Source organism: Stenotrophomonas sp. 116085_Sma (genome assembly GCF_056479585.1).
In genome coordinates, this window is the sequence record NZ_CM151057.1 from 96,367 (window position 1) to 110,697 (window position 14,331).

10 protein-coding genes are annotated in these 14,331 nt (G+C 67.0%); 7 read left to right on the forward strand and 3 right to left on the reverse strand.

The features are described from left to right. Window positions 1-14: 14 nt before the first annotated feature. The 6 genes from ACZK0Z_RS00515 (at window position 15) to ACZK0Z_RS00540 (ending at window position 4,622) form a co-directional block, all read left to right on the forward strand. The gene (locus ACZK0Z_RS00515) at window positions 15-206 is read left to right on the forward strand and encodes a hypothetical protein (RefSeq protein ID WP_414547080.1); all 192 of its coding nucleotides are present in this window, start codon (window positions 15-17) and stop codon (window positions 204-206) included. Further along, the gene (locus ACZK0Z_RS00520) at window positions 206-433 is read left to right on the forward strand and encodes a hypothetical protein (RefSeq protein ID WP_197604361.1); all 228 of its coding nucleotides are present in this window, start codon (window positions 206-208) and stop codon (window positions 431-433) included. The genes ACZK0Z_RS00515 and ACZK0Z_RS00520 overlap by 1 nt, the downstream gene beginning before the upstream one ends. Further along, the gene (locus ACZK0Z_RS00525) at window positions 384-2,618 is read left to right on the forward strand and encodes a hypothetical protein (protein ID WP_478449363.1); all 2,235 of its coding nucleotides are present in this window, start codon (window positions 384-386) and stop codon (window positions 2,616-2,618) included. The genes ACZK0Z_RS00520 and ACZK0Z_RS00525 overlap by 50 nt, the downstream gene beginning before the upstream one ends. A 5-nt stretch (window positions 2,619-2,623) precedes the next feature. Continuing rightward, a complete protein-coding gene (locus tag ACZK0Z_RS00530; RefSeq protein WP_197604365.1) occupies window positions 2,624-3,385 on the forward strand; it encodes a hypothetical protein in 762 nt (253 codons plus the stop codon). Then, window positions 3,375-3,722, forward strand: coding sequence for a tail fiber assembly protein (locus ACZK0Z_RS00535; protein ID WP_478449365.1), 348 nt, complete (start codon window positions 3,375-3,377; stop codon window positions 3,720-3,722). Before ACZK0Z_RS00530 ends, ACZK0Z_RS00535 begins: the two co-directional genes overlap by 11 nt. A gap of 138 nt (window positions 3,723-3,860) precedes the next feature. Next, on the forward strand, window positions 3,861-4,622 hold the full coding sequence (locus ACZK0Z_RS00540) for a DNA adenine methylase (RefSeq protein ID WP_414547077.1): 762 nt from the start codon (window positions 3,861-3,863) through the stop codon (window positions 4,620-4,622). A 189-nt stretch (window positions 4,623-4,811) separates the two neighbouring features. Here ACZK0Z_RS00540 and ACZK0Z_RS00545 read toward each other — a convergent pair whose 3' ends face one another. Continuing rightward, on the reverse strand, window positions 4,812-5,678 hold the full coding sequence (locus ACZK0Z_RS00545) for a methylglyoxal synthase (protein ID WP_197633666.1): 867 nt from the start codon (window positions 5,676-5,678) through the stop codon (window positions 4,812-4,814). 168 nt (window positions 5,679-5,846) lie between these two features. Here ACZK0Z_RS00545 and ACZK0Z_RS00550 point away from each other — a divergent pair, with 168 nt between their 5' ends. Beyond that, window positions 5,847-8,255: an ATP-binding protein gene (locus ACZK0Z_RS00550; protein ID WP_197633665.1), complete on the forward strand. Its 2,409-nt coding sequence runs from the start codon at window positions 5,847-5,849 to the stop codon at window positions 8,253-8,255. On the opposite strand, the gene ACZK0Z_RS00555 is transcribed toward ACZK0Z_RS00550, so the two are convergent. Both ACZK0Z_RS00555 and gltB read right to left on the reverse strand, forming a co-directional pair. Beyond that, complete coding sequence (locus ACZK0Z_RS00555; protein ID WP_049430900.1) at window positions 8,241-9,686, reverse strand: FAD-dependent oxidoreductase; 1,446 nt, start codon at window positions 9,684-9,686, stop codon at window positions 8,241-8,243. The two genes, ACZK0Z_RS00550 and ACZK0Z_RS00555, sit on opposite strands and share 15 nt — an antisense overlap. Before the next feature lie 50 nt (window positions 9,687-9,736). Then, window positions 9,737-14,191: a glutamate synthase large subunit gene (gltB, locus tag ACZK0Z_RS00560; protein ID WP_197633664.1), complete on the reverse strand. Its 4,455-nt coding sequence runs from the start codon at window positions 14,189-14,191 to the stop codon at window positions 9,737-9,739. Window positions 14,192-14,331: the final 140 nt, after the last annotated feature.

Consider the following 14,331-nt stretch of genomic DNA (forward strand, 5'->3'; position numbering starts at 1 on the left):
TTGTGTCGCTGGTAATGAGCATCGTTTTCCGGGCCAAGCCAGCCGTGCCGAAACCGGCCGCTCTGGAGGACTTCAATGTCCCCACCGCTGAGGACGGCCGCGAATGCGCGATGATCTTCGGGACGAACTGGATCGACGACCCCAACGTGCTTTTCTACGGCGATCTGCGTACATCGCCGATCAAGGTCAAGGGCGGCAAGAAGTGATGGATCGTCCTGTACTGGTTACCGTCGAACACGCACGCGCGGCCAAGTTGGGCGAGCAAAGCGGTGTGCTGTGCGCCGCCGGCATCCGCACCTGGATGGAGCGTCACGGGCTGGATCTTCGCCGGTTCCTGGATGAAGGCCTGCCGGTGGAGCAGTTCGAAGCGCTTGACGACGCGTTTGCCCAGCGCCTGGCCGCGATCGCTCGCCAGGAGGCTGACCGTGGGTAGTGGCAAGAAACAGACCGTCGGCTACCGCTACTACATGGGTATCTACATGGGGGAATGCCTTGGCCCGGTCGATGCACTGCGAGAAATTCGTGTTGGCGATCGCGTGGTGTGGGCTGGAAACGTCTCATCTTCCGGGAACATCGCCATTTCCGCGCCCCAGGTCTTCGGCGGCGACAAGGGCGAAGGTGGCATCGTAGGCACGCTGGAGGTGCGCATGGGCGAGCCTACCCAGATGCCCAGCGCCTACCTGCAGTCGCTTGTGCCCGGCCCGTGGCCAGCGGCACGCGGCCTGTTCACGACGGTTTTCAATGGCCAGGTGTCGGCCATGAACCCGTACATCAAGAACTGGACAAAGAAGGTCTCGCGCTGGCGACAAGGCTGGAAGAAGGGGCTTTGGCAGGGTGACCTGGTGCAGATTGATGAGGGCATGAACGCGGCCCACATCATCTATCAGGTGCGCACTGAGGGCATGGGCCACCCGATCGACGTGATCAACGAGGCGAGCTTCCTGAAGGCGGCCCAGACATTGAAGGATGAAGGGTTCGGCCTGTGCCTGAAGTGGTCCCGATCGGTTCCAGCGGGCGAATTCATGGACATGGTGTGCGACCACGTCGGTGGCATGCGCATCGAAGATCCGGTGACCGGCCTGACTGAGCTGGTGCTGGTCAGGCCGGACTATGACCCGGCCACCTTGGAAGAGATCGGGCCGGGTCAGATCATGGAGTTGCTGGAGTGGCAGCAGCCGATGCTGGAAAACAGCGTCAACGAGATCACCGTCGTCTACCGGGATATCGCCACCAACAAAGACGCCGCTGTCACGTATCAGAACCTCGCCAGCGTTCAGGCCCAAGGCCGTGTGGTCAACACTCGGAAGAGCTATCCGGGCCTGTGGAACGCTGCACTTGCGGGGCGAGTGGCGGCGCGCGAAGTGGCGGCGGTGAGCAGCTTGCCCTGCAGGGTCAAGATCCGCGTGCGCCAGGATGCTGGCCCCTTCAAGCGCGGCCAGATCCGCGCTCTGTCGTGGCCACGGCGCGGCGTGGCCCGTATGCCGGTGCGTATCCTGGACGTCGACGGGGGCACACAGACTGAAACGGCCGTGGTGCTCACCGTCGTCCAGGACGTCGACGGCATGGCTTCAGCCAGCTACATCCAGCCTTCGGACAGTGCCTGGGTGGAGCCTGACACTAAGCCCAAGCCGGTCACGGCGCAGCGCCTGCAGGAGGCCAGCTACCGCGACCTGGCTACCACTCTTGGGGCAACGGAGCTGTCTGCCGTCTCGGCCGATGCCGGCTACCTGACCTCCATCGGCGTGCGGCCGTCCTCGGTGGCATTCGGCTACACGCTCCAGACACGGCTCGGCAGCGCGGCGTTCGCCGAGACAGGCGCGGCCGACTTCGCCCCTACCGGCCTGCTGATCAACGCGATGACGGCTACAACGACGGCCATCACGATGTCCGCCGGCATCAGCCTGGACATGATCGAGGTAGGCACCGAGGCGCTGATCGATGACGAGCTGGTCCGAGTGGTATCGATCGATCCGGTTGCGGCGACGCTGACCGTGGCCCGTGGCTGCGTAGATACCGTGCCGATGCCGCACGCCGTGGGCACGAGGGTATGGTTCACCGATGAGTACGTAGGTTTCGATGGCCGCGAGTACTTGGCCAACGAATCCCCTCAGGCCAAGCTGATCACCCGCACCAGCCAGGGCGAGCTGACCCCGGATCTTGCCACGGCGATCGCGCTGACGATGCGTCGGCGCCAGATCCGGCCCTACCCGCCGGCACGGCTGCGCATCAACGGCGATGCCTACCCGGCCGAGGCCTGGGGCAATGGCGGCACAGTCGTAGCCACCTGGGCGCACCGCGACCGTCTCCTGCAGGCCGACCAGTTGGTGGACTCCGAGCAGGCGAGCATCGGCCCAGAGCCGGGCACGATGTACTCCGCCCGCTGGTACCTGCAGGACACCCTGGTGCGCACGCAGGCCGGCATCACGGCCACGACCGACAGCTACCTGCCGCCGGTCGGCAGCGGCGGCAAGACCCTGCGGGTTGAGATCGAGGCCGTCCGCGACGGCTTCACCAGCTGGCAGCGCCTGCAGCACACCTTCCTCTACCGCGCCCAGCTGGTGACCGAAGCGGGCGACCGCATCGTCACCGAAGCCGGCGACCCGATCATCCTGGAGTAATTCCAATGCCTGACGTCAAACTCTCCCAACTCGCCGCCGCCAGTGCGGCATCGGTCACTGCCGGAGCTGGCCTGTGGACGATGGCTGGCCACATCCTCGGCCTGCAGATGGAGTATGTCGGGACGGCTTCTGTCCGGGTTTCCAGCGGTAGCGCGTGGATTCCGTCCTTGCAGCGAGCGATCGAGGTTCCGGCTGCACTGACCTTGAGCGGGCTCACGCTTGCGGCCAACACCTGGTACCACCTTTACCTGTACCTCAATGGCGCGACGCCCACTGTGGAGGCTGTGACGGCCGCGCCGGCCGCTCCGTACAGCGGGACCGCTCGCGCCAAGACTGGCGATACCACTAGGCGGTACATCGGCAGCTTTCGAACCAATGCGGCTGGCGCCATATTCAATTTTGCGCAGACCGGGACAACAATCGCCTACAAGAATGCGCAGGCTAATCCCCCTTTCCGCGTTCTCTCGCAAGGCACCGCCACATCTGAAACCAGCATCTCTTTGGCAGCCGTGGTGCCGTCGACCTCGAGGCTTGCAACGGTTCAGATCTACAACTTCACAGACACCAATATGGGTACGGGAACGAGCGACGACAGCGCTGTAGGGCCTCCAAGCCAGCCGAACGATGCCGTGTACCTGGTTCGCCGTGATTCGACGGCGATGGTTCCTCATCCGCTTGATGGCTCGCAGACAATGACCTATTGGCTGACCACCACACCAGTTGGATCGGCCTACGTGGATGTCTTCGGATATGTCTATGAACGTTGAAATGTATGCGGTCACTGGCACCGGCTACCGCGCAATCCGTGAGGAGATGGAGCTTCTGCCGGGCGAGACGGCTATGCCCTCGATTCCTGCTTCACTTCTGCTGCGGATCAGCGCCGACCAGGTCAGGCTGGAGCGGTCCCAGCGTCTGCGAGCCACTGATTGGACCCAGGCGCCTGACAGTCCACTCGATCCGGCGGCGAAGCTGGCCTGGGCGGCCTATCGGCAGGAGCTTCGTGATCTGCCAGAGCGGGCCGGCTTCCCCAACTGTGCGTGGCCGGTACCACCGGCCCTGCCTGAAAGCGCGGCCGGGCAGGAACGAGCCCCTCTCCAGAACTGAAACAGGGCGCCAGGCAGGCAGCTCCAACTGCCCACCTGGCGCCGCAACACACGCGTACAGCCCGCGTGCCATTGGCCGAGGCCCTGCTCCCCGCGCGGGGGAGACGAGCCTCGCCCAGAACCATCGCAGAGGCTGAGAATGAAGACGACCACGCTGTTCCCCTGGCCGGGCGGGAAGACCCGCCTGCTGCCTCACCTGCTGCCCCTGGTGGAAGATGTGCCTCATCGCACCTATGTCGAGGCTTTCGCCGGCGGTGCCGCCCTGCTGTTCGCCAGGGAACCCGCAAGGGCCGAGGTGTTGAATGACTGTCACGGCGAGCTGGTGCGCCTGTACCGGGTGGTGGCCAACCACCTTGAGGAGTTCGTCCGCCAGTTCAAATGGGCGCTGACGAGCCGGGAAATGTTCCGCTGGTGCCAGCTCCAGCACCCGGACACCCTCACCGATATCCAACGCGCTGCGCGCTTCTACTACCTGCAGAGGCTGGCCTGGGGTGGAAAGGCGACCGGCCAGACGCCAGGTTTCGGTAGGGGCGGCAAGGGCCTCAACCTGCTACGGATCGAAGAGGATCTGAGCGCTGCGCACCTTCGCCTTCACAAAGTCACCGTCGAGCACCTGGCCTGGCAGCAGTGCATGGCCAAGTACGATGCCGCCGACACCCTGTTCTTCCTCGACCCGCCGTATTGGGAGACCGAGGGTTACGGTGCCCCCTTTGGGATGGAGCAGTACCTGGAGCTGGCCCGCCAGATGGCAGGGTTGCGGGGCGCGGCCATCCTGACGATCAACGACCACCCGGCAATGCGGGAAGTGTTCGGACAGTTCAGTGACAGGGTGGTGCCGATTCGCTACACGATGGGCCGGCAGACGGTGCAGCGGCGGGAGTTGATCTACACGACCTGGTAGTGCGGCCGGGGCACGGGGCGGCTTCCGCCCCGTGCAATTTCATTCCCGTGGGCGCAACATGGGCGCCCCACCGTTTATCTCACGTGTTGCGGGCGATTTATCGCGCGCCGTTACACCACCCCACCCGGCCAAGCACGGCTTCTGATTTGAACGACCCACCACGAGGGGCTCAGCCGTTGGCCGAAACCCTCACCCCGCCCGCAACGCCGCCGCCGCCGCCCACCGCGCCGCCACCCGCGGCGCGGTAATGCACACCGCCTGGTCGGTCACCGTCGTCACCGCCCGCTCCAGCAGTTGGATATCCGCCTCATGCTGGCGCGCCACATGCGGGTCCTCGAAGAAGATCGCGCGCTGGCAGCGCCCTTCCAGCACGCGGTCTGCAATCTGCGCATCACCGCCCATCGGGCCGCTCTGGTAGCGCGTCACCCACGGCGTATCGCTGGGCCAGCCACGGCTCCAGGCCAGCTCGTTCAAACGTTGGCCGGTAGTACCGGTTGCCACCCGTTCACCGAACCGGGCCAGCACCTCGAAGTGCTCGTCGGCGAAGGCCAGCATCGCCGGCTTCATCGCGTCGTGCGCGATCAGCGCCAGCGTCTGCTCCTCGAATGCATGCAGGTCGTCAGCCCCGGCATCGGCGGCCAGGCGGGCGTGGATGCGTTCCACCTCGATCCAGTCGCGCGCAGTGGCCACGGTGGAGATGAACGGCTTGCCGTGGATCACGCACTGCCGCTTCAGCGCCGTGGCTTCCGGAAACACGGAGGACGGATCGACCGGATCGATCAGGTAGATCGCGCCATCCAGCGTCCGTTCCGGCCCCATGCCAACCACCTCGGCGACCAGCTTCATCAGGCCACCCTCGCGACCGTAGGGATAGCGATGCAGGCTCCCGTATCCGGCCAGGAAGCCCTGCCGCTCGATCGCGTCATGGGTGCGGCCGACCGCATGCAATGACACGCCCAGCTCGCGCAGGCCGGGTTCGCTGGCGCGCAGCCAGCGGAACAGGGCGGCGCGCGCGTCGTGGTGATGGAGACGGTTGGCGGCCAGGCCGATGCGCATCGAATGCTCCGCAGGTAGGGGTGAAAGCGGCAGTGTATGTCGGCATCTCCTCTACTTGCTGCTTTTACAACTTTCTTCATTGCTACCCGCACGCGCGTCGCTAGCGTGACAGGCAGCGGTACCGCAGCGCGGCCGTTCATTTCCGCCCGCGAAAAGAGGATGCCCATCGTGAACGTCGCTGGCATGCGTGCCGCCGCTGCGGTCATGGCCTGCGTGCTGTCGCCCATTACCGCCGCGGCTGCGGAGTGTGGGACGCCCCTGCGCATTGCCTGGCCCGCCGATCGCGCGCCCCTGTCTTCCAGTGAAGAGGGCGAGCCGAAAGGGCTCAGCGCGGAATACCTGGCGCTGCTGGGCGCACGACAGTTGCTGCAGCCCCAGCCATTGCCATCGGCCGCCGTCGCGGAAGGTGCGGTGCCCGCCGGCATCCAGGCCCTGCTGGGTTGGCCGCGCTCGCAGCTGCCGGCGGGCTGGGTGGCCAGTACCGCTTACCAGCAGCTGCCACAGGTGATCGTGCGCCGCCGCGATGCGCCGCCGATGCTGGGCCTGGAAGGGCTGCGCGGGAAGACCGTGGTCAGTCCCGACGCGGTGTCGCTGAGCGCAATGCTGGCCGAGCATGCGCCCGGTGCACAGCTGCTGCCGCCTGCGCCGATGGATGACGGATTGGCCCTGCTGGGAGCGGGCCTGGTCGATGCGGTGATCGCCAACCTCGGCGAGGCCGAGGCCGGCCTGCGCAGCTACCGGGGCACGCCGCTGGTGATCGCCGCGCCGGCGGGTATCGACGACGCGCTGGTGCTGGCCACCGTGCCGGCCTGTGCCGGTGTCGTCAGCGCGTTCGACCAGGCCATCTCGCAGCTTTCCGGCGCCGAGCATGAAGCGATCCGCAACGCGTGGCTGCCGGACCAGCCACGTCCCCAACCACCGCTGTCGCCGCTGCGCTGGCTGGTGTCGTCTTCGCTGATCCTGCTGGCGCTCGTACTGGTGTACGCCTTCGGCTACTGGCGCGTGCATCGCGAGAGTGAGCGTCGCCACGGGGCTGCGCAACGCCTGCAGGAGGTGACCTCGAACCTGCCAGCGGTGGTCTATCAAGCGCGTCGCTCTGCCACCGGCCACTACAGCTTTCCCCAGATCGCAGGCGATGTGCAGGCGCTGTTCGGAATCAGCGTGGAAACCGCCCTGATCGATCAACAGCGCCTGCTGGCAGCGGTTCATCCCGATGACCGCTCGCGGCTGATGGACACCGTCGACGCCGCTGCCCTGGCGCGGGGCCCGATCGACGTCACCTTCCGCACGCGTTCGCCACAGGGCTGGCGTTGGGTCCGCTCGCATGGACGGCCGCTGTCCCTGGACAGCAGCGACGTCGAGTGGAGTGGCTACTGGATCGACGTAAGCGAAGAGCAGTCGCGCACCCATGCGCTGGCCGAGGCACGTCGTGCGGCCGAGCAGGCAGCGCTGGCCAAGGCCCACTTCCTGGCAACCATGAGCCACGAGATCCGCACGCCGATGAGCACCCTGCTGGGCATGCTCGAGCGGCTGGATGGCAGCAGTCTGGATCATCGCCAGCAACAGGTGCTGGTGACCGTGGGTGATGCTGCCCAGATGTTGCGTCAGATCCTGGACGATGTGCTGCACACCCAACGGCTGCGGGCACTGCCGCTGCAGCTGCGGCCCACGAGCGTGGCTGCGCTGGTGCGCGCGGTGCAGCAGTTGTTGATGCCGGTGGCGGCCAGCCGGAGCCTGCATCTGCGGATCGAACTTGATCCGGAACTGCAGGCCGGATCGCTGGCCGACGGCCTGCGCCTGCGCCAGATCCTGTTCAACCTTGCCGGCAACGCGCTCAAGTTCACCGAGCAGGGCGGCGTGGACCTGCAGGTGCAGGTGCTGCAGCAGCGCGAGGGCGGCCAACGTCTTCGCCTGCAGGTAAGTGACAGCGGTGTGGGCATCAGTCCGGAACGCCAACAGGCGGTGTTCGCTGCCTACACCCAGGCCGAGGCATCGACAACGCGCCGTTTTGGCGGCAGTGGCCTGGGCTTGGCGATCTGCCGTGAACTGGCCGCATCGATGGAAGCGGAACTTTGCCTGCGCAGCACGCCAGGCAAGGGCACCACCGTGTGGCTGGAACTGGATCTGGACGCCTGTGAGTTGCCTGCGGAGGCGTTGCCGCTTCCGGTAGAGGCGGCGCGGCCACTGTCATCGGCCCGGGTGCTGTTGGCTGAAGATCATCCCACCAACCTGCATCTGCTGGAGCAGCGGCTGCATGATCTGGGACTGCAGGTGCACGCCTGCACCGATGGTCGCCAGGCCTTTGAGGCCTGGCAGGCGCGGGCGTTCGACCTGGTCATCACCGACTGCCATATGCCGCACATGGATGGCTTCGCCTTGGCACGGGCCATCCGCGCCGACGCCTGCACGGTTCGCGCGCAGGTCCCGATCATCGCACTCACGGCCAGCGTGCTGGACCGCACCCGCGAGGCCTGCCGCGAAGCAGGCATCGATCATTTCCTGGCCAAGCCGGTAGAGGCGCAGGAACTGCGTGGCTTGCTGGCCATGCTGCTGGTGCCGGAATCAACGCGCCAGTAGGCGGATGATGCTGGCGGCGGCGTCGCGGCCTTCGGCCACGGCGGTCACCACCAGGTCGGCGCCACGCACTGCGTCGCCACCGGCGAACAGGCGTGGGTGCGCGGTCTGGAAGGGCAGGCGGTCCTTGCCCCCGGCCACGATGCGGCCGTTGGACTGGCCTTCCACGCCGTGTTCGGCCAGCCAGGCCGGAACGGTCGGCGAGAAGCCGAAGGCGATGATCACCACGTCCGCCTCCAGCAGCGATTCACTGCCGTCGATCGGCACCGCGTTCTGGCGGCCGTTGGTATCCGGCTCGCCCAGTCGGGTCTCGACCACGGTCACTCCGATCACTTCGTCATCGGCACCGGCTTCGATCGACAGCGGCTGGCGGTTGAACAGGAAGCGCACGCCTTCCTCGCGCGCATTGGCGACCTCGCGCGCGCTGCCGGGCATGTTGGCCTCGTCCCGGCGATAGGCGCACGTCACCTTGGCCGCGCCCAGCCGGACCGCGCTGCGCACGCAGTCCATGCCGGTATCGCCACCGCCGAGCACCACCACGCGCTTGCCGTTGAGATCGGGCAGGGCGATGGTGTCCTCCCAGCCGGCGATCGGCCGGCCCTTCGGATCATCACCACCGACGATGCGGCTGTTCTGCACCAGGAACGGCAACGCCGGCAGCACGCCCTTCAGGTCCTGCCCGTCGAGTCCACCGTCGGTATAGCGGTAGGCGCCGGTACCGACGAACACCGCATCGTGGCTGTCCAGCAACTGCTGCACGCTGAGGTCACGGCCGATCTCCACGCCGAGGCGGAACTGCACGCCCATGCCCTCGAGCACTTGGCGGCGGCGATGGATCACGTCCTTGTCCAGCTTGAAGCTGGGGATGCCGAACTGCAGCAGGCCGCCGATCTGTTCATAGCGGTCGTAGACCACCGCGGCAATGCCGGCGCGCGCCAGGCGGTCGGCACAGGCCAGTCCGGCCGGCCCGGCGCCTATCACCGCCACGCTGTGGCCGCTCGGCTGCACCGCGCCCAGGTCCGGGCGCCAGCCCGTGGCCAGCGCCGTATCGACGATGTACTTCTCGACCGCACCAATGGTGACCGCGCCGAATTCCTCCAGCGTGCAGCTGCCTTCGCACAGCCGGTCCTGCGGGCAGACGCGGCCGCACACTTCCGGCAGCGGGTTGGTGCTGTGGCACAGCGTGGCCGCCTCGTGGATGCGGTTCTCCTGTACCAGCTGCAGCCACTGCGGAATGGCGTTGTGCACCGGGCACTTCCAGCTGCAGTACGGATTGCCGCAGTCCAGGCAGCGGCCGGCCTGGTACTGTGCGTCTTCCTTGCCGAACTTTCCGTACAGCTCACCCCAGTCGCCGGAGGTGCGCAGTTCCACCGGAATGCGCTGCGGCATGGTGCGGGGCAGGTCGAGGAACTGGAAGGCGTGCTTGCGGCTCATGGCGGGCTCTGTGTTGTTTTCCGGGGGCCGGCCAGCGACCGGCACTACCGTTATGCGGCGCGGCGCAGGGTTTCGGTCAGCGACTCGATGCTGGCGGCCTTGGGTTTGACCAGCCAGAACTTGCCGATGTAATCGCGGAACTCGTCCAGGATCTGCTGCGCCCAGATGCTGCCGGTCAGCTCGCGGTGACGGCCGATCAGGCGGTGCAGGTGCTGGCGGTAGTTCTCGAAGCCCTCGGCGGAGACGCGATGGATGTCGATCAGCTCGTGGTTGTAGCGATCGACGAAATCGCGGTCGACGTCCAGCACGTAGGCCAGGCCACCGGTGAAGCCGGCACCGAAGTTCAGGCCGACCTTGCCCAGTACCAGTACCACGCCGTCGGTCATGTACTCGCAGCAGTGATCACCGGCACCCTCGACCACTGCCAGCGCGCCGGAGTTGCGCACCGCGAAGCGCTCGCCTGCGCGACCTGCGGCGAACAGCTCGCCGCCGGTGGCGCCATACAGGCAGGTGTTGCCGATGATGGCGGTGCTGCGCGCCTCAAAGCGGGCGCCACGCGGCGGGCGAACCACCAGGCGGCCACCGGCCATGCCCTTGCCGACGTAGTCGTTGGCTTCGCCTTCCACTTCCAGGTGCAGGCCGCCGACATTGAAGGCACCGAAGCTCTGCCCGGCGCTGCCACGGAATCGGAGTTCCAGCGGTGCCTCGGCCATGCCCTGGTTGCCATGCGCGCGTGCCACTGCGCCAGCCAGGCGGGCGCCGATGCTGCGGTCGGTGTTGTGGATCAGGAAGCGGTGTTCGCCGCCGCGCTTGTGCTCGATGGCCGGCGCCAGCAGGCCGTCCATCTGCGTGGCCAGGCTGTCCGGTGATTCGTACAGGCGCTGGGCGGCACAGTGGCTGCCCTCGTAGCGGCTGTCGGCCAGCAGGCGCGACAGGTCCACGCGCACACCGTCGCGCGGTGCGGCCTCGATCTGCCGCAGCAGGTCGGTGCGGCCGACGATCTCTTCCAGCGAACGCGCGCCCAGGTACGACAGCCAGCCGCGTACTTCCTCGGCCAGCAGGCGGAAGAAGTTCTCCACACGCTCGGGCTGACCGGTGAAGTGGTTCTCGCGCAGGCGCTCATCCTGTGTGGCCACGCCGGTGGCGCAGTTGTTGAGGTGGCAGATGCGCAGGTACTTGCAGCCCAGCACGATCATCGGCGCGGTGCCGAAGCCGAAGCTGTCCGCGCCCAGCAGCGCGGCCTTGACCACGTCCAGGCCGGTCTTCAGGCCGCCGTCGGTCTGCAGCAGGGTGCGCCCGCGCAGGTCGTTGGCCAGCAGCGCCTGGTGCGCTTCGGCCACGCCCAGTTCCCACGGCACGCCGGCATAGCGGATCGAGCTGATCGGCGAGGCACCGGTACCGCCGTCGTGGCCGGAAATGGTGATCAGGTCCGCGCCGGCCTTGACCACACCGGCGGCGATCGTACCCACACCGGCATGGCTGACCAGCTTCACCGACACCAGCGCGGTCGGGTTGACCTGCTTGAGGTCGTAGATCAGCTGGGCCAGGTCTTCGATCGAATAGATGTCGTGGTGCGGCGGCGGCGAGATCAGGCCGATGCCCGGGCGCGCATAGCGCAGGCGTGCGATCAGTTCATTGACCTTGTGACCCGGCAGCTGGCCGCCCTCGCCGGGCTTGGCACCCTGCGCGACCTTGATCTGCAGCACTTCGGCATTGACCAGGTATTCGGCGGTGACACCGAAGCGGCCGGAGGCCACCTGCTTGATCTTGCTGCGCCGCTGCGTGCCGTAGCGTGCGGGATCTTCGCCACCTTCGCCGGAATTGCTGCGGCCGCCGAGGCGGTTCATGGCAATGGCCAGCGCTTCGTGCGCTTCGGGCGACAGGGCGCCCAGGCTGATCGCCGCGGTATCGAAGCGCGGGAACAGGGCACTGGCAGGCGCCACTTCATCCAGCGGCACGGGCGTGGCCGCCGGCACCAGTTCCAGCAGGTCTCGCAGCGCCGACGGCGGCCGTGCATGCACGGCATCGCAGTACTGCTGCCACGCACGCGGGTCACCGCTGCGCGCCGCGCGCTGCAGGGTGGTGACCACGTCCGGGTTGTACATGTGGTACTCGCCGCCGTGCACGTACTTCAGCAGACCGCCAACATCCACGTCCTGCTGCGCGTCCCAGGCCTGCGCGCGCAGCTCACGCGCGTCGGCGTCCAGGCGGGCGAAGCCGGCGCCGCCGATGCGCGACGCCGTATCCGGGAAGCACAGGTCCACGACCTCCGGCTCCAGGCCGATGATCTCGAACAGCTGCGCACCGCGGTAGCTGGCCACGGTACAGATGCCCATCTTCGAGATGATCTTCGACAGGCCCTTGTAGACACCCTTGCGGTAGCGGCGGCCGATCTGCGATTGCTCACCGCCCTTGCTCAGCTTGAGGATGCCGCGGCGGCCCAGGTCGAACAGGGTCTGGTAGGCCAGGTACGGATACACCGCGGTGGCACCGAAGCCGAGCAGGCAGGCCATGTGGTGCGGGTCGCGCGCGGTGCCGGTCTCGACGATCAGGTTGACGTCGCAGCGCAGGCCCAGGCGCGAGAGGTGGTGATGGATGGCGCTGGTGGCAAGCAGCGCATGCACCATCGGCCGCGCGGCCACCGGGTAGCGGTCGGACAGCAACAGCATCACCATGCCATCGCGTGCGGCCTGCTCGGCCTCGGCGCAGATACGCTCGATACCGGCACGCAGGCCTTCGTCTTCGCTGTAGGACAGGTCGAGCAGGCGGTTGGCCTGCAGGTACTGGTCCATCTTCAGCAGCTGGCGCAGCTTGCGCTGGCTCAGCACCGGCGAATTGAGGATGACGTGGTTCACCGTCTCCGGGCCGGCATGGAAGATGTTGGTCTCCTTGCCGAGCTGGGTGGACAGGGACATCGCGCAGTCTTCGCGCAGCGGATCGATCGGTGGGTTGGTGACCTGCGCGAAGGCCTGGCGGAAGTAGTCGTACAGCGGACGGCTGCGTTGGCTGAGGACGGCCATCGGCGTGTCATCGCCCATCGAGCCGGTGGCTTCCTGCTCGGTCTCGGCCAGCGGACGCAGCACCTGCTCCACTTCCTCGCTGCTGAGCTGGTAAAGCTTGTGGTAGCTGCGCAGGGTGCCTTCGTCGAAGGGCTCTTCCACCAGCGACGGGTCGATCAGTTCGGTCTGCAGGTAGGTCACGCCCTGCTGCAGCCATTGCTTGTACGGCGCGCGGCCACGGTTGATGCGGTCCACCGCGTCCGAGTCAAGCAGATCGCCGCGCTTGAGGTCGATGGCCACCATCTCGCCGGGCCCGAGCTTGCCCTTGCGCACCACGCGTTCGGTCGGCACTTCCCACACGCCGGCTTCGGAGGCGACCAGGAAGTGGCGGTCGGCGGTCAGCATCCAGCGCGCCGGGCGCAGGCCATTGCGGTCCAGCGTACACACGGCGTAGCGGCTGTCGCAGGCGACGATGCCGGCCGGGCCGTCCCACGGCTCGCTGTTCAGGCCGTGAAACTCGTAGAAGGCCGCCAGGTCCGGGTCCTTGAATTCCAGCGACTGGGTAGCCGGCGGTACCAGGATGCGCAGCGCCTGGATCAGCTCCATGCCACCGGCGACCATCAGTTCCAGCATGTTGTCCAGGCTCTGCGAATCCGAACCGTGCATGGAGATGACCGGATCGAACTCGGCGATGTCGAAGCGCGGTGTCTTCCACACCTTGCTGCGCGCCTGCGCCCAGCGCCGGTTGCCTTCGATGGTGTTGATCTCGCCGTTGTGGGCGAGCATGCGGAACGGGTGGGCCAGCGGCCAGCGCGGCAGCGTATTGGTGGAGAAGCGCTGGTGGAACACGATCGCGCTGGAGGCCAGTTCGCGGCGCTGCAGGTCCGGATAGAAGCGGCTGAGCTTGTCCGGCAGCACCATGCCCTTGTAGCTGATCGCATCCGGGGTGAGGGTGGTGACGTAGAAGTCGGCGTGTTCGCGCAGCTGCTGCTCGCTGCGGCGACGGGCCAGGAACAGCGCCAGCGCGAAGCCGGCATCATCCTGGCCGACGCCGGCGTCGACGAACACCTGTTCGATGCGCGGCAGCGTGTCGCGCGCCAGCTGGCCGCAGACGCTGTCGTCGGTGGGTACCTCGCGCCAGCCGGCAACCTTGCAGCCCACCGCTTCCACCTGCGCCTGCAGCTGCGCGCGGCAGGCCTGGGCCGCGCCTGCATCGTGCGGCAGGAACACCAGGCCGGCAGCGAAGCGCGCGGTGGTGGCGATGCCGGCCTCGCTGGCCAGCAGTTTCAGGAACGCATCGGGGCGGCGCAGCAGCAGGCCGCAGCCATCGCCGGTCAGGCCGTCGGCGGCCACGCCACCACGGTGGGTCATGCGCGAAAGCGCGGCGATGGCGGTATCAACCAACAGGCGCGATGGTTGATCGTCGAGCTGGGCGACCATGCCAAATCCACAGGCATCGCGCTCGGAGCGCGGGTCGTAAAGCCCTTGGCGGTTGCGGGGGGCCATCTCTACCTCGATGCGTATAGGGTTGGCGGCGACACTCGTCCCCGCTCATTCCCTGGAGCGCATCGTGAGGCCACCGGATGCCTCGACTAGATCACAGGTTGCTGCAACGCCGCAATACACGGTTGCAGGTGCAACGGAAA